Source organism: Saccharothrix sp. NBAS 001 (assembly GCF_056640475.1).
This window is the reverse complement of the sequence record NZ_CM153251.1, coordinates 696,949-717,864: the sequence shown is the minus strand read 5'-3', so window position 1 is coordinate 717,864 and position 20,916 is coordinate 696,949. Positions and strand designations below refer to the sequence as shown.

The window sequence follows — 20,916 nt, the reverse complement described above, 5'->3', positions numbered from 1 at the left end:
TCGGAGATCGTGGCCACCGACGACCATTGCCGGAGGCAGGACCCGGTGACGGCGGGTGTGGTTGAGTACACAATGGATGATCATGCCCGCCCCGACCACGACGCGCCGTACCGATGATCACCACGATCCTGGACCACCTCGAGTCCCCGGCGAAGGAATCGACTCCTCCGAACGGCTCGGCCGACAGGTGGGTGGTCGAACGCACTATCGCCTGGCTGTTCGGCCACCGACGACTTGTGGTCCGCTACGAACGTCACGCCGACAACTACTGTGCCTTCGCCACCCTGGCCGCCGCCCTCATCTGCTTCACACAACTGGCCAAGCAGCCACGTGAGACCGGCTCCCCCAGTCACTGTATTGGGCCTAGACGAGTAATGCGTAACTCGGGTTAGTGGTCGTAGGCGGTCAGGGATCGGGTGACGGGTTGGCCGGTGGCGCGGTTGTGCCAGATGGGGGCGGTGAGGGCGAGGAGTCGTTGGGCGATGCGGACTCCGACGCCGTCGATGGTGCGTCCGCCGTGCTGTTCCAGGTTCAACTGTCCTTTGAGGGTGTCGTTGACCGACTCGATCAACTGGCGGACGGATTTGAGCAGGGGTTCGCCGGGATGCGGGGTCCGGTTGCGGTAGGACGGCCGGATCAGTCGGACTCCGCGTTCGGCGAGGAACCCGTCGAGTTCGGCCGAGACGTAGCCCTTGTCGGCGACGACCAGCAGGCCGGGCCGGTCGGCGAGCAGGTCGGGTTCGTGGTCGCAGACGGCCATGAGCACCTGTCGTTCGTCGATCTTCGGATCGGCCAACGCCCAGGCGACCGGCAACCCCGCCGGGGTGCAGACCAGGTGCAGCCGCAGTCCCCAGAACCAGCGGGAGTGCGAGCGGCAGTAGCCGTATTTCGCCCACCCGGCCAGTTCCGAGCGCTTCACCGTCGGTCGGCTCCGGCCGCACTCGACCGGAGTGGAGTCAACCACCCACACAGGGTCGGTCCACAGGTCGGTGTCGGCCGCCAACCACCGCATCACCTGCTTGACCAGGGGTAACGCGGCCCGGAGTCGGCGGTTGTAGCCGGACTGGCCGGGCAGGTACCGGAACGCCCCGGGCATCCGCACGGGCAGGAACCGCAACCAGCGGGCCTCGGAGGTGAACCCCAGCAGGGCCTGGGCCACCGCGAGGGTGACCAGCTCGGCGTCGGTCAGCCGGGGTGGTCTGCCGAGGCGTGGCCTGCCCGCGAGACGGTCGTCGATCTTGACGTAGAGTGCGGTCAGAAGGGTGTTCAGGTCTGTCGTCACAAACGGATCTTGAACACCCTTCGTCCGTCTCCGGCCACTGCCTCGACTTACGCATTACTCGTCTAGTGTGCCGCGCCTGAAGTTCGTTGATGAATTGTAGAGTTGTCGGGTGGCTCGTAGGGGTCGGCCGGTGGCCGTGGTGACGTTGACGGACGAGGAGCGCGAGACGCTGACGCGCTGGGCGCGGCGGGCGAAGTCGTCGCAGGTATTGGCGCAGCGGTGCCGGATCGTGCTGGGCTGCGCGGACGGCAAGTCCAATCAGGACGTGGCCGCAGAGTTGGGGATCTGGCCGCAGACGGTGGGCAAGTGGCGTCGCCGGTTCCTGGAACGGCGGCTGGACGGGCTGGTGGACGAGCAGCGTCCCGGTGCCCCGCGGAAGATCACCGACGAGCGGGTCGAACAGGTGGTGGTCGCCACGCTGGAACGGACGCCGACCGACGCCACGCACTGGTCACGCGCGTCGATGGCAGCCGAGAGTGGCCTGAGCAGGTCCACGGTCGGGCGGATCTGGAAGGCGTTCAACCTCAAACCCCACCAGACCGACACCTTCAGGCTGTCCAACGATCCGCAGTTCGTGGACAAGGTCCGCGACGTGGTCGGCCTGTACCTGGACCCGCCGGAGAAGGCGTTGGTGCTGTGCGTGGACGAGAAGTCGCAGATCCAGGCCCTGGACCGGTCCGCGCCGGTGCTGCCGATGATGCCCGGCCTGCCCGAACGCCGCACCCACGACTACGTCCGGCACGGCATCACCACCCTGTTCGCCGCCCTCGACCCCGCCACCGGCGAGGTCATCGGCTCGATCCACCGCCGCCACCGGGCCGTGGAGTTCAAGAAATTCCTCGCCAAGCTGGACAGGGAAGTGCCCGCCGACCTCGAGGTACACCTGATCTGCGACAACTACACGACCCACAAACACCCCGCCGTCCGCACATGGCTGGAAGCGCACCCGCGCTTCCACATGCACTTCACCCCCACCTACTCCTCCTGGCTCAACCAGGTCGAACGGTGGTTCGGCCTGCTCACCGACAAACGGCTGCGCCGCGCCGCCCACAAGTCGTTGCGCGCCCTGGAGAACGACATCCGCGACTGGATCAAGGCCTGGAACGAGGATCCCAAGCCCTTCATCTGGACCAAGGACGCGGACGAGATCCTCGACCGCCTCGCCTCATATCTTGATCGAATTCCCGGCGCAGGACACTAGGTGGTGGTGAGTGTCCAGCGGGCCCACGGGATCGAGTCGTTGATGGGCCAGCTCGCGCCGTAGACCGTGCCGCTGCTGTTGATCCAGGAGGCGGACACCCATTCGCCCGGGGCGCGCGGGGGCAGGTCGACGACGGTGCCGTTCTGCCACACGTACGTGCGCTCGCGATGGCTCGCGGGACCGTGCCCGACCTCCACCACGACCCGGCCCCGGTCGTCGATCAGGTTGGTGTAGCTCGGCTTGTCGTACCCCGACACCTCGACCAACCTGCCGTCGCGCCACAGCACGGCGTGCGTCTCGCCGCCGGGGAGGTCGATCAGCCCGACCACGTCACCCCGGTTGTTCATCCCCGAGGGCCACGCGCTGACGGGCGCGGGGCCGGTCGGCAGCACGACGACCGAGTCGTCCCGCCTCCACAGCAGCTGTGTCCGCACACCGTCGATGTCCCCGAAGCCGACCGCGCCCGCGTTGCTCGCCGCGTCCAACCAAGCGGACCGCACGCCCTGCGGCACGGGGAGTCTCCGGCAGGTGTTGTCGCGCGCGCAGCGGACCGGCTCGCTGCGGCCGTCGTCGTACACGAGGGCGCCGTAAACCGTGCCGTTCTCGCTGAGGAACTTCCCGGTGCCCATGGCCTCGTCGTCGGGGAATTCCAGTTCGCCGAATCCGCCCGGGCGGGCGACCCCGACGTGTGGGGTGCCAGAACTCTGCCCTGGCATGCTGAGCTGCGACGATCACGCACGCTGGACAACCAGGGCATGATCGTGGGGTGTGGCGTCACGAATGCTGTACCTGATCTTCGCCCGACTCGGTGACTGGCTGGTTCTGCTCGGCCGGTCCTCCGCGGCCAAGGACGTCGAGCTGCTGGTGCTGCGGCACGAGGTCGCCGTGCTGCGCCGAACCAACCCCCGCCCGCAGTTGGACTGGGCCGATCGTGCGGTGCCCGCCGCGTTGGTGCGACGTCTGCCCGGCTGGTTACTGGAACACCGGTTGGTGACACCGGGCACCCTCCTACACTGGCACCGACGCCTGGTCGCGAAGAAGTGGATACCCCACCGCACCGGCCGCCCACCGGTCGACGACGCCGTCATGGCGTTGATCGAGCGGATGGCCCGGGAGAACACCGGCTGGAGCTACCGCAGGATTCAAGGCGAGCTGCTCGGCCACCGGGTAGGCGCTGCAACGGTTCGCCGCGTGCTCAAGCGCCTGCAGATACCACCCGCGCCCCAGCGCGACACCGACACCTCCTGGCGACGGTTCCTCCGCGCCCAGGCATCCGGCATGTTGGCCTGCGACTACTTCCACGTCGACTGCGCCGTCACCCTCAAGCGGGTCTACGTGTTCTTCGTGATGGAAGTCGCCACCCGCTACGTGCACATCCTCGGCACCACCGCGAATCCGGACGGCCCTCAGACCACGCAACAAGCCCGCAACCTGCTCATGGATCTCGGCAACCGGGCAGACGACTTCCGGTTCCTCATCCGCGACCGGGCCGGCCAATTCACCGCCTCGTTCAACGCAGCCTTCTCCGGCGCAGGCATCCAGATCGCCAAGATCCCACCACGGTGCCCACGAGCCAACGCCCACGCCGAACGATTCGTCGGCACCGTCAGACGCGAAGCCACCGACCGACTACTCATCCTCAACGAACACCACCTGAGATCAGTGCTGCAGCACCACGTAGCCCACTACAACCACCGCAGACCGCACCAAGCCCGGCAACTCGCACCCCCACGACCGGACCGACCGATCGCAGAGCCGAGCTGCACGTCGATACGTCGCCGACCAATCCCCGGCGGCCTGATCAACGAGTACGAACCCACAGCAGCCTAACCGCAGGTCAGAGCACGTGGCCGAATTTTGGCACCCCACAGGTCGTCGGCACGCCTGCGACCGGGATGTCGGAACCGCCTCGGGCGCACCGGGATCAACGGTTCCAGCCGAGCCCACAGCTCGTCGGTCACGACCTCCTCGTGCACCCCGCGATCGTGGAACGTCCAGCGCCGTAAGCAAAGCCGACACGCCCACTCATTTGAACCGATCCCTTGGCGACCAACCCCGGAGACCGAGCCGCGTGCCGTTCGCAACAGTCCCGACGCGGCGCCAAGTCCGGCACCCGCCCAGGGGCAACACCCGCCGCGGTGCACGACCCGACACCCGCAGCGTGCGCTCGTGCTGTATGGCGTTCTGTATCGGGACATCAGGCAAGTCAAGGTCAGGAGTAGTGCCGCGTCGAGGATCGGCACCCGGCCGTCGGGCAGTGTGTAGTCGTGCCCGGTCGTGGAGCGTGGTCGGGTCGGCCACGTCCGACGGACGGATGGCTTGCGGGGTGGACGACCGTGGCCGACGGCGACGACCGGTGGCGCGCCTGGTCCCGGTCCCGGTAGTGCTGTCCGCACCTGCCACCGACAAGCAGTGCGGGCACCCTGCCGGTCCGTGGTGCGCGCCGTGCGGAGTCGTTGGCCCGGCGGCACCGGCCCGACTGCCGCCCGCGCGGTCTCCCCGCGCGAGCGGCGCCCTCGAAGCAACTCCGCCCATCGGACATGATCGTCCGCATATGGGCGTGAACGGGACGGTCGCGCAGCCGGAGGTCACATGGCGATCGTGAGCGCCGAGTCGGCCGTCCGTTCGGCCGAACAACGCCCACTACCCGTCACCCTGAGCGAGTACGGACCTCGGGGTGTTCACCGCGTTGGCGGCTCCACAATATTTCCGCACCTAGACTGGGCCTTGCCCCTTAACTCCTCGGCTGAGGTAGCGCCGCCTCACCGGGACGCGGCATCCACGAAGTCGGCTGAACGATCAGTAGCAGGTTCTGCAGATCTTCCTGGAACTGCCACTCCCGACGAATCACTACCCATGCGTGGCCCTCAGTTCGGATGACGTCGCCCACATGAGGCTGCACGGTGCCCAGGTCGCCGAGTGCAGGCAACCCCGGCACGGGTCGGCGCTCGGTGGCGGTTTCCTCGAAGTAAGACACATATCCCATGGCCATCCCTTTCAGGTGTTGTGGTTCCTACTCCAGTTCATGGTGTCCCGCGGCGCGATGTGATCAGGGCGCATCACGGTGAACCTGGGACTCCCGGCAACCCTCGCCCTGCTGAATCGGGGTTGTCGTGGTCGGCAGCCCACGAGGTCGAGGTCGGGGAGGACAGCGCCGGCGAGATCGAGGTCGGTGTCTGGCCAGAACCTGGTCAACGGGGTGCTCGAGGTCGGGTCCGGGGTCCAGGTGGTCGCGCAGGACGCGCTGGGCGGTGGGACGAACCTCCTGCCCGGACGGTGAGGTAGTCGTTTACGACAGCTCAGCCAACAGGATCATCGGGGTAACTCAGCAGGCTGGCGATGGCTGGGATCGAACACTATCCGAAATGGCCGCATCGTCTTCCCGCCGAAACCTTCGGTGAACTGCCACGCCTGAAGGCATTGCGACCTTCATGGAGGATGGGTCGACCGTGCCGGACGAACCGGGCTTCTCTGGTCTTTGGGCGGGGAGGTGGAGGAACGGGTGCGGCGTCCCCCGACGCCTGGGCACCCCCGGCCGGGTGTGCGCGCGGTCGGCGGGGTGGCGTGTCGAGCCGCCCGGGTCGGGGTTTCGGGCGGGTCGACGGCGATCAGGTGCTCGTGTGTGGTCAGCAACACGCGACACCTCGAGGGACGACGGCAGGTGCGGCACCGGCCCCGCAGGTCTGGCCGGTGCCGGTGGAGCAGGTATCGGATGGTGCCGGTCAGTCGCGGCACGCCGCTGTCTGCCGGACGGACAGCCTCCACCGGGTCGGTCTGAGCAGCACGACGCCTCCCGGCTGCTGGCGACCGCGACCCTGCACGGACTGCGCCGTATTGGCGCGGACTCCGTCGAGCAGGCCCGCGCGACCGAGATCCTGGCCGCCGTCACCCCGTGCCACCGGTGACCCCGCCTACCCGCAGCTGCTCGCCCGCGCCCTGGAGTTCTACGAGTCGGTCGGCTCGCCGCGGGCCGACCGGGTCCGCGACCGCATCGCCACCACCGGCCCGGCATGACGCACCGACGCCCCACGGCCACCACTCCGACCCCGGACCGCCTCTATCACCGGAGGACACCCGTGCCCCCACACGACACCGACACCCGCGACAAGATCCTCAGCGGACGCCGCCCGATCGAGCGACCCGCCCGGTACCGCTGCCCACCACGCAGGGCACGCCGTGCCCGCCACGACGAATCGACCATCTCCGCACGACCGTGGACCGTCGTCACCTAGGTCCATAGCCCGATCGAGCAGGACGCCATGGCGTGTCGGGCGCGTACCGCGAATCCGACAGCCACAGACCCGCAGGATGTGATGGGATCAAGGACATGGTGAAGATCGAACATGTGCGCGCCCTGTGCGCCGGTTCGCACGGACGCACCGCCCTGGTGCTCACCGCGGACGGCCCCCGGGTCGTCACGCCGGACGCCACGTTCCACGGCCTGTTCGACGGAACCGTCCTCACCCTGCTGTGCACCCGCGCCGACCTCCTCGACGCCGGACTCCGCCCCGGCCTCGACGGCCAACTGGTCGGCCGCACCGTCGAGATCTGCTCACGGATCGCCCGACACCTCGACACCACGATCGCCACAGGCCAACACGCCTTCCCCCACACCGGCCCCGCATGCGCCCTGTACCCGGGCACGAACGCCACAAGCCTGTCGGAGACCGCGCCTTGTGCCACCGCGACGCAGCCGAGGACACCTCGGGCCTCGACCACCGTGTCCCAGGCTGCGGCAACGTCGCCCTCACCGACCACCGCGCCCGACCGCTCCGGTGATCTCAACGCAGTTGTTGCCCCTCTGCCCGTGCGCCACGTCCAGGGTACGTTCGCGCCTCACCCACGTCGGTGGGGATCCCAAAGGGGCCGGTCAGCCACCGCCCCACCACCACGATCACCACGTCAGACCAGCCTCCCATTGGCCGGGCGCCAGCACAGGCCGCTCGACGGCAAGCCGACCACGCAGGTCGTCCTCCCTGCTCAGCCATTGCCGCGCGCCGCGCCGCCGACGCGGTCGTGCGCGTCGACCGGCCGCTCAAGCAGGTCCGTGTCCGGTACCCGAAGACGCTGCTTGTGGTGGGCGACTTGCATGAGTTCGTGCGCGCGGACGGAAGGAGTCGGCCGGACTGGCACTGGACCCCGATGGCAGGGTTCCTGGCCTGCGCGACCTCGCGCCTTTCACCTTGGCCCAAGTCCGTTGAACGGCGGAATCCACTCGAGCCGCGCACTCGATCAATCAGCGTTGTCCCACAAAGAGGCGCCTCCCGCCGAAAATCCATGGGCTCGCAGCATCTCCAGCACTGCCTCGCTGACGACGAGTTGGGCTTGAGGGACAAGTCCAAAATCATCGGCCCCTGCCACACCGTCGACGACCAGCCAGACGAAGTCGGGCAGCACTCCATCCGGATTCAGTTCACGGAACATGTCCGCTTCCGACACCAGCGCATCCGCCAGGTGGAATCCGGTGAATCCGGCCTCCAGCAGTGCAGAACCAGCCGCCCGCGCAACAAGGTGGACCGGGAAGGTTTGGACGATGCAGTCTCCGAACCAGTCGACCACCTCGTAGTGGAGCCTGGTGACGACGGGCGGATGAACCGAACTGTCGAGTACGGTCTCACTGCCGAGCCCTCCGGCCACTTCCGGCACCAGTCGATAGTAGATCACAGCGCCCCCCTTCAGCGTACGCGTGGGACGAACCACTGTCCCAGACGATCGTCGACCGCAGTTGCGACGTCCAGGATATCCTGCCGGGTCGGTGACGGATTATTGGCATAGAAATCGTTCCACATCAGCCTGATAGCACTGAGGTGCACTCTGTTGTTCACCACGCCCCTGGGGATTCCCCGCAAGTTCTCGATGGAGTGGATCTCGTCGGCGGAGAAAAGACCGGGATACCGGTTGAGCACCTGCTGCTCAATCGCGTGATGGACGACAACCGAGCTTCGAGTTCCCGGATTTGCCGCTTCGAACGTGTCGGTGTACCGGGACACTCCGTTTGCGTTTCCCACCGACGCTTCCCGCCGGGTGGGGATGGTCGACCCGAGCACAGGCTCGGATGTACAGGGAACGCCGACGACATTCTGGTTGTGAACCAGCACGGTGGAAGATCCAGCGACCACGAAGTACGTGTGAGGACCTGCGATCGTCAGGTTGTAGACCGTGACAATCCCGCTCCGGATGGCGACTGCCTGCACCGTGCGCCAGGTACCGTCATGGGAACGAAGACGGTCACCTGGTCGAAGCTGCCCGGCAGCCACCCAGTCTCGACGGCTTTCGACCCAGATCAGATGGTTGGCGGTCGCCGTCATTCGCCGACCCCGCACGGCTCCGGCGCCATCGGTGTCGACTGTGATGTCGACGAGGTCCTTCAAACCGGATCCGATAATGGTGGCAGTGACCGCGTGCGGGCCGGTGTCCCCGGTGTCGAGGTCGGTAGCCGTGACTTCATCACCGGCGTGGACCTGACTGATCCGCTTGTGCGTGCCGTCGGCCATCAATACCGGGGTGTCCCCGGTGAAGCTGTTCGGCGCGCAGCCCGGCGAGTGCTTGGACCACGGGAGTTTGCCGGCGATTCTGCCGAGGCCGCGGAGTCCGACGACTTCGAAGGCGCTGAACAGGGCTCCGCCGATCGCCGCGCCCTGGTCTCCTCGGCTCCAGGCATCGGCGAAGCCGGTGCCGATGTCGACGGGGATCATCACGCCGAGCGGGTCCTGGGCGAAGCCGATGGCCGTGCCGAGGAGGGCTTCGCCCGCTCGTCCGCAGGCGTCGACGTTCAATCCTCCGGTGGGCGCGCATCGGACGACGTCGGTACCCAGGCGGACGGTGTCCTTGACCTTGTTGGCCGCGAGGTCACCGACGCGGTCGAGTCCTCGGCCGACCTGGCACAGGGCGTCGCAGTGCTCCTGGAGTTTGAGGGGCCTGTGCACGAACTCGACGCGTGGCGCCTCGTAGAGCGCGATGGGCACCGGGGGCAGGGCGTTGGGGTCGGTGAACAGTCTGATCATGCCGGGACTGTTGGGCGCCAGCGGGCGGTAGGTCTCGGCCGGGACTTGGAGCGGAGCGGGCCGTGGGGTCGGGGTGTTGTTGTTGCGTTCGGTCACGGGCGGGGGCGGGCTGGTGGTGCGGGGCGGCCCGGAGTAGCCGCCCGAGCGGCCGAAGCTCTTGGGGCTTCCCTGCCCGCTGCCCGGGACTCCTCGGCCGTACGACGTCGAGTTCGGCGGAGGTGGATCCACTCGCTTCGGTGGTGGCGGGTCCGTGCGCCGCGGGGCGTCGTTCTCACCGTCGATCATGCACCACCAGCCGGTGCAGATGGAGTGGCCGGTGGGGTCGTTGTGGGTGACGGGGTTGGCGTTGGCGTAGGTGTAGCGGTTGGCCTGCGCGACCGGGTTGGGAGGCAGGGTCAGAGTGTCACGGGAGGTGAAGGCGCCTTGTTCGGGGTCGTACCAGCGGGCGTGGGCGTTGACCTGGCCGGTGAACGGGTCGGTGTAGCCGCCCTGGTATCCCAGGGGCGACTGACCGGGTTGGGTGGCGGTCTTCTCTCCGAACGGGGAGAACGAGGTCGAGGTCCCGAGCACGCCGGTCGCGGGGTCGAAGGCTGCGGTGACGTCGTCGTGGCCTGTGTCGGTGAGCAGGGTTCGGGCGCTGTTCGTGCCGGTCTTGTCGGCCAGTGGTGTTCCTGCGGCGTCCCGGGTGACGAGGGTCCGGGCTGCGCCGTTGGGCATGGCGACCGGATCGTTGCCCAGGCCCGCGTAGGCGAACGTGGCGCTGTTGCGTACGGCCAGGCGGTCGAGAGCGTCGTACTGGTAGGTGGTGGTCTGTCCTCCGCGCGAGGCTTGGGTCATGCGTTCGAACGCGTCGAACCGGTAGTCGGTGGTCGTCGTGTCCTGGACGGAGAGCAGGGTGCCGCGTGGAGAGTAGGTGTTGGTGACGATGGGTTCCCCGCCGCCGGATGTCGAGAGCGTGCGGTTGCGGGCGTCGTAGGTGGTGGTGCGGGTGCCTTGTGGCGTGGTGACCGTGGTCCGGTTGGACGAGTTGTCCCAGCCGTAGGTTTCCTGGGTGGTATCCGGGCGTGTCCAGCCGCTGAGTCTGGCCAGACCGTCGAAGGTGTAGGTGTTCAGGCCTTCGCCGGCGACGCCCGTGGCGGTCTTGGTGAGGGTGAGGTCGTCGCGGTCGTAGGTGTAGGCGGTGGAGGTGGCGAGGGTGCCGCCGGGCTTGAGGAGTTTGTCGGTCTTGAGCCGGTCGAGGGTGTCGTAGTCGAAGGTGCGGGTCGCTGTCCCGGTGCCGTAGCCGATCGAGATGAGGCGGCCGACGGTGTCGTAGCCATAGCCGATCGTGCGGTTGGTGAGGGGGTCGGCGATGGATGACAGCTGACCGACTGGGTTGTAGGCGAGCGTCGTCGTGCCGGCTTCGTCCGTGCGGCTGGTCAGTCTGTCGTCACCGTTGTAGGTGAACATCGCGTTGCCCGCTGCGCCGGTGGCGGAGGTGATCAGCGAGCGGTCGTTCCAGGTATAGGTGGTGTCGCCGCCGGGGCCGGAGATTGTGGTCGGGCGGCCGAGGGCGTCGTAGGTGGTCTGCTTGGTCGTGGTGGCCGATTCGGCTCCGGTGCCGGATTCCTGGAGCAGTCGGCCCAGCGCGTCGAAGGTCCGTTCGACGGTGACCCCGCCGGGCATCGTCTGTGTGACCGGGCGTCCCATGATGTCGTAGGACGTGGTCCACGTACGGTCTCCGACCGCCGGGTGCGCGGTGGTGGAAGGCTCCACGGTGGACTCGGGAAGGCCCCACGTGTTGTAGGTGTAGATGGTGGGGTTGCCGTTGCCGTCGACCATGCGGGTGGTGCGACCGGCCACGTCGTAGCCGAGTTGGACGGTGGCCGCGCTTGCCGGGGCGGCGGGGTCGGCGAGTTGGGTGATCGACGCGGTCCGACCGAGGGTGTCGTAGACGAGTCTGCTGACTCTGCCTTCGGCGCTGAGGGTTTCGACCGGGCGGCCATCGGCGTCGTAGGACTGTGTGGTGGTACGCAGCGCGGCGGAGAACGCGCCCTTGGTGCCGGTGTGGTCGGTGGTGCGGACAGGTCTGCCGGCCGCGTCGTAGTGGAGGCGGGTGCCGGTGCGACCGGAGACCAGGGTGGTCAGTGGGCGCCCGCTGTGGTCGTAGTCGGACCAGGTTCGTGACTGGGTCGAGCTGGTCGTGGACGTGAACTCACCGGCGGTGTTGTAGGTCCGTGCGGTGACGAGTCCGGTCGACGTGGCGGTGTTTTCCGCCTCGCCGGCGTCGTTGCGGGTGAAGGTTGTCGTGAAGTGGACGGTCTGGCCGTTGATGCGGTCCGACCGGGTCGCGGTCGCCTGGTTGCCTCGGGGGTCGTAGGTGGCTGACGTGCTGCCGCCGGCCGGGTCGGTGGTCTTGAGCACCTGTCCGACGCGGTCGTACTCGAACGTGGTGACCGGCGGGGTCTGCGGCTGTTGGGGACCGTCCGGGTCCGGGCCGGTGGCGGTGGTGGGGCGACCGTAGAAGTTGTAGGTGGTGGTGCTGACGCCGCCGAGCGGGTTGACGGTTTCGATCGGCAGGCCACGTTCGTCGTAGCGGTAGGTGGAGGTCCCGGTCAGCGTCTGGCCGGAGGGGCGGACGTAGTCGGGGGTGACGTCCTTGGTCTTGCGGCCCATCACGTCGTATTCGGTTCGGCTGACCGCGCCTGCCGGGTCTCGTTGCTCGGTGATCTCACCGAAGGTGTTGCGCCCAGACAGGGCTTGCGCCGACACGCCGGTCGTCCGGACTCCGCCGGCCCACGTGTCGGCGGCGGGAAGGGTGGTGGAGACCAGTGCGCCGGCGGCGTCGTAGCCGAGAGAGGTGGTCGCGCCGGAGGGGGTGGTGGACGACGTGACCAGGCCGCGGGGGTCCCTGGTCTGCGAGAAGACCAGTGTGGTCGGGGTGCCGCCCGGGTTGTCGGTCGTCGACTTGGTCTGGCGTCCCGCGGCGTCGTACTCGAACGTGGTCCTGGTGGAGGGCGCGGTGCTGTCGGTCAGGGCGAGCCTGGCGCTTTCGACCCGGCCGCCCCAGCCGTCGTCGGGGAACGAGTCGCGAACGCGGATGTAGAGCGTTCCGCTGCCGAGCAACGCGCCGACGTCGAATGTGCGGTCCGCCGTGTTCTTGTTGTCCTTGATCCGTTGGGGCTCGCGCCCGAGTTCGGTCCACGTGGTGCGGTCCGGGCTCGCCTCCACGAGGTACTGGTTGCTCAGCCGCAGCGTGACCTGTCCTGCGGTGAACTGGTTGTTCTGCCCGCTGACGCTGTCACCGGGTCTGGGCAGGGCGAACCGGTAGACCCACGAGTTGACGTCGTCGACGTACCGCGCGCCGGCGATGTCGGTCTTGGAGGTGTTGGGCGAGCCGGGGTCGAGGAATGTGGTGTCCTCGTGGGAGGTGAACGTGATGCCGGTCTGGGCGGTGACGGTGACCGGGTTGCCCTTGGCGTCCCGGGTGTAGGTACGGGTGCGTCGGAGTCCGTTGTTGTCAAGGGTCTGCGCGGTGAGCAGTCCGGCGCTGTCGTAGACCGACGAGGTGGTGCGTCCACCTGCGGTGGTTACGGTGACGGGGTTTCCGGCGCCGTCGTAGCGGTAGGAGCTCAACTGTCTGGTGGCGGTCACCGCGCCGGTGTTGTCGCGTCGGATCAGGTTCTCGGTGCTGATCGGCCCGTTGGCGTGGTAGGTGAAGGCGCGTTCACGGCCTTGGGCGTCGACGACCGTCCCCACCCGTCCGAGGGGGTCGTAGGCGCGGGATTCGACCACGAGTCGGGTGGAGGCGGGGTCGAGCGGGTCGACGCCGGTGCCGGCGGCGGTGGTCTCCACCAACAGGTGCCGGTCGTCGAACTTGTGCTCCAGTACGCGGTTGCCGGGGTCGATGGTCTTGACCGCGTCGCCCGCGCTGTCCCATTCGGTGCGCCGCACGGTCTGGTCCGGTGCGGTGGTCGAGATCAGGCGTCCGGCCGGGTCGTAGGCGTACCTGGTGGTCCGCGCGGCGTCGCCGCCGACCGCGTCGGATGTTGTTTCCTGGGTACGGCGGCCGGCGTGGTCGTAGGTGAAGGTGGTGACCCGCTGGTGGGTGGTCGCGGTGACGGCGTTGGTCGTCGGCGGCGACGTGACCTCGGTCACCAGCGACACGCCGTTGTAGGAGACCGTGGACTGTCCGAGCGGCGTCCAGGTGTTTCCGTCGCGCATCGACGACGTGGTGGACTTGACCCGTCCCAACGCGTCGTAGGTGTGCTCTTGGCGTAGTCCGACCGGGTCGATCGAGGAGGCGAGGTCGCCGCTGGACCAGTATTGGTGTGCGGTCACTCCTCCGCGCTGATCGGTGTGGGACAGCAGTTTTCCGGCCGGGATGAGGCCGCCGCCGGCGGCGGGTTCGGCGCCTGTGCTGTAGCCGTAGGTCTCCGACGGGTTGGTGTCGACGCCGTGGGGCTTGGGGTAGGTGACCTTGGTGACGCGGCCGGCCGTGTCGATGTCGTACCGGGTCTCGTAGACGGTGCCGGAGGCCGTCCCCCAGCTGTAGCCGTTGGTCTGCCAGATCATCGTGTCGTTGCGTGGGTCCAGCGGGTCGTTCGGATTGAGGTAGTAGCCGTAGCCCTGGTAGCTCCACTGCCCCAGGAACTTCGCGGTGCGGACGACGTTGCCGCGCGCGTCGGTGTCGGTGGTCGTCGTCGATCCGGTCGGGTCGGTGGTCTTGTTAATGAACCCGGCGGCGTTGTACTCCCATTTGGTGGAGCCGAACTGGTCGACGCGCTGGGTGATCCGGTTGCCGTTGGCGGTGTCGTAGGTGTAGGCGATGTCGCCTCGGATGTCCGACTTGACCGTGACGGTCCGGGTCTCGCCGGTTCCCGCGGTGCTCGCGCCGATCGTCCAGGTCGCACCGTTGCGGTCCTTCGCGGTGGCGACCCGGCCGCCTTGGCTGTCGTAGCCGATCTGTGTCGCGGCGAATCCGCCGGGTTCGATCACCTTCGTCAGGCGGTGGGTCCCGTTGCGCAGACGGTAGTGCGAGGCGACCTGGTCCGCGCCGAGTGCGTGCCGGTAGACCGCGATCTCGTCCATCGAGCCGGTGAAGGGGTAGTACCCGGAAGCCGCGTCCGGCCACCACGTGGTGTAGCCGCCGCCCGCGAGCACCTTCCAGGCGCCCTGGTGGTCGACGGGCCGCCCGGTGACCTGCGCGATCTGGTTGCCGTCGAGGAACAGGGTGTGGATGTCGACGGCGGTGGAGAGCACGACGTGGTGCCACTGGCCGTCGTCCACCCGGTTCGGCGAGATCATCTGCGCGTCGCCGGTCGTGGTGTAGGCGTTCCCGCGCAGCTTCCCGCCCGTGGTCACGTAGAGCCAGGGCGTGCCCTTTGAGGGAGACACTCCGAAATCGGTGTTCTGCTCGGACAGCAGCACGCCGCCCTTGCCCGGTTCGGCCTTGAACCACAGTTCCAGCGAGAACGACATGTCCTTGCTGACCAGGTCGTTCGGCACGACCATGGCGGGCGTGCGCGCGCCGTCGGTGGCGATGGCGAGGTCGGTCGACCCCGTGATCGCTCCCGTCCGTCCCAGGTCCACGTTGTGGAAGGTCGCGTTCCACTCACCGGCGGTGCGCGCCGAGAGGTTGTTCGCCGTCGTACCGGTGGCCTCGCCGAGCGGCCAGTAGGCGGTGGGGCGGTCGTCCAACACGGCCGACCGGTAGTGCGCCGTGCCGGTGTACTCGTAGTTCGTGCACGACTCGGTCGTCAAGGGCGCGCAGACCTTCGTCAGCCGGTCGGCGTCGTAGGTGTAGGTCCACGTCGAGGCAGTGCCGCCGGTTTGAGGGGCGTCGGTCGACACCGACGCCACGTGCGCGCCCGCCCACGCCAGGTGCAGCTGCCGGCCCGAGGCGTCGTCCCGGAGCTTGTCGACGCGTGGCGAGGTGCCGTTGTACAGCAACGTCTGCGTGTTGCCCACGGCGTCGTGGACCTTCACCAGACGCCCGGCGAGGTCGAAGACCTTCCGGACCCCCTTGGAGTCCCTCAAGGTCCAGTCGTCGACCGATTTCACCAGTGTCAGGCTCACTCCTGGCGGCGACGCGAAGGTGCCGTCGGGGTTGCGCCCGAACCTCACCTGAAGACCGGTCGCCAACGTGGCGACCACGTTGCCCGAGCCGTCGGTGTCCGGGGTGATCCGCTGGTCCAGCGGTGTGGTCCAGCCCGCCCCGAACGCGCCGGTCGTGCGCGGGTCCTGCGAGTTGTAGGTACGGCCGATCTCCAGCGGCGGTCCGGCGACGGACACTGTCACGTCCACGGCGCTGGTGCCGAAGTTGCCCGCCTGCGGGTTCAGGCCCGGCACGTCACCGCCGTCGGCCGCGCCCACCAGTTTCGAGGCGATCGGCGGCTGGGGAACGACCGGGGTCAACCCGATCGGTCCGAGGCGCCCGCTCTCGATGTTGTTGTCCGACAGCGTGACGTACCAGTGCCCGGGCTTGCTCCACGTCAGCGGGCTGGTCGACGGCGTCCACGTCGCAAACGCCTGCCATCCGGAGTTCACACACCCCACGGGCGCATCGGGGGCACCACCGCACAGCTCGAACCGGTACCCGCGGCCGGTGTCCGGCCACGCGTCGGGGTCCAGGTAGTCGACCCACAGCGTGGGTCTCAGCGAATCGGTCTGTGCGTTGTTGGCCGGGTGGTTGCCCCTGATCGTCGGGGCCGTGTTCGGCACGACGATCCCGGCCTGGAATCGCGGAACCTCGTGGAACGGCTCGTAGTTGCCCGAACCTGCTTGTTGCATCCCCAACACGAGGGTGTAGTTGCCGGGCGGCAACTTCGGTGTCTTCACCTCGATACGGACCGAGCTGTGAGGGCCGGTCGTGGCGGGCACCGGGAAGTGGCGGTAGTTGGCCAGCCCCAGCTTGGCGATCATGTCCTCGCCGGCCGTGTTGTAGATCGACTGCCGCAGCCCGAACGAAGCACCGGCCTGCCAGGTCGACACACCCCAGTTCGTCACGTCCACCGGCAGGACGCCATCGGCCACCGATCGGGGAGGCGTGGTGTAGCCCCCCGTGGGCAGGGAATAGGACGCGCCCTCCGCGGAGTAGAGGAGGTCCAGGTAGGGGACGTTGTTCGCCTGCGCGGACTGCGCCGAGGAGAACCGCTTCCACCCGTAGGAATCCGCGTAGTCGGCCGCGAGCCGGAACCCGAAGAAGTTCTCCGTCCAGTGCGTCCACCGTGTCATCTGGTCGGCGGGCAGCGGGATCGACACCCATGCCGCGGTGTTGCCGTGGGACACGGTGACACCAGCGATCGCGTTGCCGTCGCTCTGCGGTCCGGGCCACGACGCCAGGCTCGAATCCCAATACTGCCGAACCGGGAACACCCACATGGGACGCGCCTGCGCGGGACAGCAGTAGGAGTAGATCTCGTGCAGGTTGAGGTTCGCGGCGATGATCTGGTGGTTGCGCAGCCCGTGGATCGTGTCGGTGAAACGCAGGAACGACGCCGCGACGTGGCCGCCGCCGTCGTAGGTGCCGACCTTCAACTCCGACTCCCACGCACTGGAGACGGCCGGAGAGTTGGTCATCACATAGGTGTCGTCGGCGTCGACGCTGTCGGTGATCGACGGATCGACCACCACCGGGAACACCCGCACCGGATCGTTCAGCCACGCGGAGTCCAACTCGATGCGCAGCTTCGTCACGCCGCCCCGCTCGGACAGCACGTACTTCACCCCGGCCGACCGCGCACCCTCGCCGGACAACGGGTCGATCTTCGAATCGACCATGAACCCGGGCGGGATCACGCCCTTCACGACACCGTCCGGCCCCCGCAACAACACCGCGCCGGTCGTCTGATCCGTCTCCGCGCGCAAGCCGCCGGTCAGCCGCAACGTGAAGTCCCAGACCTGCGGCGCGTCGACGGAGTGCAGGACCAGGTCCTCCTTCACCCCCCACAGCGCGGTGGTCAGTTCGAGATCGGCATCCGGCCGAATGCCCTTGAACACCGCCTTCCCCAGACCGAGGTCCGCTACATCGAGGTCCCCGCCGGGCACCGTCCGCAGCAGCTCCAAGGCCGCGCGCGGAACCTTCAGCTCCGGCGCGTCGACCCCCACCGCGGCGCCCTCGTCCAACTCGAACGACGCCGTCGCGCCACCACCGAGATCCACCGAAACCAACGAAGGGTCGTCACCGCTACCGGCGATCGACACCGCCCCGGCGTTCCGCGGCCGCACCCGACCGTCCACGCCCCGTTCCAGAGTCGTCTCCACCGCGCGCAACGACCCGTCCACTGCGGGCTTGAACCGCTTCCCGCCGAACGTGCGCAACGTCCGCGTCCCATCGGGGTTCACGAACTCCGTCGACTCCGCCGTCCGCTTCGACACGTCCTCGTACGACCGCAGCGGATCGAACCCCACCGGCACCGCGGGCGCGGCCACCTCGACCTCGGTCGACCCCGAGACCTCGGCACCGGGAATCCCCGGCTCCCTCAAACCGACCTGGTCGCCGACCACCTCCGGCCGGTCGTCGCGCCACTGCGGGCCTCCGGGAGGAAGCTCGGTCGTGGCCGAGGCCGGAACATCGTGTGCGCGCCCGGAAGCCGACCCCGCCTCCTGCACCGGAGCCGCCGTCGACGCCCCGGCGGGCAACGACGGGTACGCCACACCCGCCGACGGCCACACCGGCAACCCCGCCAGCGCCAACAACGCCGCCAGACCGACAAGCCCCACACGCACCCGAACCCGCACCGACCGCGACCGTCTCCGCACGACGCCCCTCCAGCACACCACCGACTGCCACGCCCGACCGCGCGACAGCCACACGGACGAATCCGGATAAACTCGACAACGCCGGCACGACACTCCGTCCGACTGCGCACACACCGCCACAACCCAGGACAAGGGCGGGAAACACCTGGGCGCCCTCACCGCACTCCGACCACGGACGCCCGCGCCATCACCGGGTCAAACACGGCTGGGCGAAATCGTCGCTCGCCCCATCCACTCCGTCATTCCCGCTCGACGCGAGACATCAGACCCGAACCGGGAAGGCGAGCATCGCGCCACGGACCATCGGGATCGGCCGGCACTCCGCCCTCTCACTCGACGGCCGTCCCATCCGACGACGCCTCATGAAACGACCCGGACGCGGAGCCCGCCGGCCTCCGAGGGGTCCTACCGACCACACTCCACGCCAGCCACCAACCCCGGACGCCGACAACGCCGCCGGCACCAGAACAACCAACGACCGAACCGCGCCCCCGCCGAAATTCGCACCCACGCCACGACCAACCCCCAACACGAACGTGGCGCCCCCGCGAGCCTCCGACTAAACGCGACAAATCTTCACCCGTTGACAGCGCAAACACCGATAGACCAAACAGGTGACATGAACGACACGACCACCAACCCGGCCGACCACTGACGGCCAGAGCACAACCTGATCACCCATCCTGGCCACGCAGGACGACCCGGACCGCGACCGAACTACACCGGAACATGCCGTCTCGTCGATGCTGCGGGTCCGCCAGCCGAGTCGGCGGCCTCTGCGGTCTCGACCACGCGGGCTGCTGATTCCACCTCCTCCTGGGTATGGTGTCCGAGGGCGAGCACCCGGGGATGACGAGCGCCCCGGCCGGTAGCGTCGCCACGGCGTTCTGTGTGTTCCGCGCGGTCAGCCGTCGATCCGGTCCGCCAGGATCATGGTGAGGACGCTTCGAAGGACGCGCCCGGAATCGGCAGCCGTCCGGCAGGCGGGTTCGTGCTGTCCCTCCACGTCCACGTTCGGACGAGCGGCTCCGGTAGTCTCAACGCAGTTGTTGCCCCGGCCGGAACCGTCCGCACGGATGCCTGTGCGCCACGCCCAGAGTACGTTCACGCCTCACCCACATCAGTGGGGATCTCAATGGGGCCGGTCGGCCTGGTCCAAGCCAAGCCGACGCTCAGTCCGGGACAGGTTTACGCAGTGTCCGCGATAGCCCCGACGGGCCAGCTACGACGGTCGCGCAGCGCCGGACCGGCGGCACCGTGGCGGAGATCATCTCGGCACCGACCACACCCATGGGACTCGTTCGGTCTCGCCCGACGTGGGCGCGAGCGGCGCGGCAGCCGTTTCTCGACACTTGTATTCGGCCACTGTGGTGCCAGCACTGCGGGAGCAAGGCTGCGATCCACGCCGATCCTGTGCGGCATACCTCTGATAGTCGATGCCCGTCGGAGCGGATCGCCGCCGAGAGCCATGCGGCGTGCGCTGGACGGCCGTCTCCTGACCACTTTTCACGTAGGGCTCATCTTTGCCCCTCGACGGTCATCGCCCCGCCGGGACAGCGGAGCCATACCGCGCCGCTGCTCTGAGCGCGCCCGGCGCGTTCAGAGCAGCTTGACGTGCGGCGACGAGCGAATCCAACAGCACCGCATGGCGTTCGTCAGCCCCGGAGGCAACTGTGCCCTGAGCCATCCGGTGCTGTAGGAACGCCAGTTCGGTCGCCGCCATCTGGTAGTCGACAATGGCCTTGGTGGCGGTCCAGCCCACTCGCTTACGCATGATCCGCCGCCAACGCCACCGACCCTGAAGTGCAGTCAGCAGAGTGACCTCTCCGGCCGCAATCCAGCGTTTCTCGGCCATTCCAGGCAGTTGCTCAGCGACGATGCGCCGCTCCCGGCGGCGACGCCAGATCACCAGCCACACCATGCCCGCGAAGATCGGCACCATGATCAGGAAGTACAGGTTGATGAACGTCGACCCGTCGCCCACCATCGCGGAGAAGTTCCACAGCGAGTGCAGCCCGGCCGCACCGAGGTAGCCGAAAACCGGCGCGATGACCTTCACCCTCTTGGCCCTGCTTCTCGCCGCGACACCGATCCCGATGCCGGTCATCGCGGTGAACAGCGGGTGCGCGAACGGCGAGAGCACGCCGCGCAGCACGAACAGCGCCACCACCCCGCTGGACATGTCGCCGAAGCCGCTGTCCACGAACACCCGCGCGAAGTAGTAGATGTTCTCCGTGTACGCGAAGCCGGCGGCGGTGATGCCCGCGTAGACGATGCCGTCCACCACGCCGTCGAACTCCTCGCGCCGGCGCAGGAACAGCACGACCACGAACGCCGCCTTGGTCGCCTCCTCCACGATCGGCGCGCCCACGACGGCCGCGAACGTCGTCCCGTCGCCGTTGTTGATCAGCTCGCCCAGGACGTGCGCGGTCTGGTTGAACACCAGCGACGTGATGGTCGCGCCGCACGCGCCCCAGGCGAAGGCCAGCAGCAGGATCTTCGCGGGCTCCGGTTCCCACCGGTCCACCCAGAGGAACGCGCCGAGCACCGCGGCCACGGGCACCAGGGCGGCGATCGCGCCGACCAGGATCGGACCGACGCCGATCTTGCTGGTGCCCAGGCCGAGCAGGATCAGGCCGGACGCGCCCAGCGCGATCAGGCCGACCACCGGGGCCAGAACAGGCCAA

At 68.2% G+C, this 20,916-nt stretch carries 7 protein-coding genes and 2 pseudogenes; 3 read left to right on the top strand and 6 right to left on the bottom strand.

The genetic code is table 11. The features are described from left to right. Positions 1-139: 139 nt before the first annotated feature. Positions 140-323 (top strand): annotated as a pseudogene (locus AC0HI0_RS03165) (IS5/IS1182 family transposase); the annotation flags it as partial. Between the two features lie 65 nt (positions 324-388). On the opposite strand, the gene AC0HI0_RS03160 reads toward AC0HI0_RS03165, so the two are convergent. Beyond that, entirely contained in the window at positions 389-1,282 is an 894-nt protein-coding gene (locus tag AC0HI0_RS03160) for an IS982 family transposase (protein ID WP_480930716.1), read from the bottom strand. A gap of 109 nt (positions 1,283-1,391) precedes the next feature. Between AC0HI0_RS03160 and AC0HI0_RS03155 the strand changes: the two genes are divergently transcribed. Further along, entirely contained in the window at positions 1,392-2,483 is a 1,092-nt protein-coding gene (locus AC0HI0_RS03155) for an IS630 family transposase (RefSeq protein WP_480930715.1), read from the top strand. Here the strand turns inward: AC0HI0_RS03155 and AC0HI0_RS03150 are convergent. Continuing rightward, the gene (locus AC0HI0_RS03150; protein WP_480930714.1) at positions 2,480-3,112 is read right to left on the bottom strand and encodes a hypothetical protein; all 633 of its coding nucleotides are present in this window, start codon (positions 3,110-3,112) and stop codon (positions 2,480-2,482) included. The genes AC0HI0_RS03155 and AC0HI0_RS03150 overlap by 4 nt on opposite strands. Before the next feature lie 151 nt (positions 3,113-3,263). Here AC0HI0_RS03150 and AC0HI0_RS03145 point away from each other — a divergent pair, with 151 nt between their 5' ends. After that, positions 3,264-4,313: an integrase core domain-containing protein gene (locus tag AC0HI0_RS03145; RefSeq protein WP_480930713.1), complete on the top strand. Its 1,050-nt coding sequence runs from the start codon at positions 3,264-3,266 to the stop codon at positions 4,311-4,313. Positions 4,314-4,354: 41 nt separating this feature from the next. On the opposite strand, the pseudogene AC0HI0_RS03140 reads toward AC0HI0_RS03145, so the two are convergent. From AC0HI0_RS03140 to AC0HI0_RS03125, 4 genes and pseudogenes are all read right to left on the bottom strand, one after another. Then, a pseudogene (locus AC0HI0_RS03140) lies at positions 4,355-4,459 on the bottom strand (IS5/IS1182 family transposase); the annotation flags it as partial. A gap of 3,256 nt (positions 4,460-7,715) precedes the next feature. Further along, positions 7,716-8,147, bottom strand: a complete 432-nt coding sequence (locus AC0HI0_RS03135; RefSeq protein ID WP_480930712.1) for a hypothetical protein — start codon at positions 8,145-8,147, stop codon at positions 7,716-7,718. 11 nt (positions 8,148-8,158) lie between these two features. After that, positions 8,159-18,208 carry a polymorphic toxin-type HINT domain-containing protein gene (locus tag AC0HI0_RS03130; RefSeq protein WP_480930711.1) on the bottom strand — a complete coding sequence of 3,350 codons (10,050 nt, stop codon included), beginning with the start codon at positions 18,206-18,208 and terminating at the stop codon, positions 8,159-8,161. Between the two features lie 1,558 nt (positions 18,209-19,766). Beyond that, positions 19,767-20,906 (bottom strand): PrsW family intramembrane metalloprotease, encoded by a 1,140-nt coding sequence (locus AC0HI0_RS03125; RefSeq protein WP_480934243.1) that lies wholly within the window; start codon positions 20,904-20,906, stop codon positions 19,767-19,769. Positions 20,907-20,916: the final 10 nt, after the last annotated feature.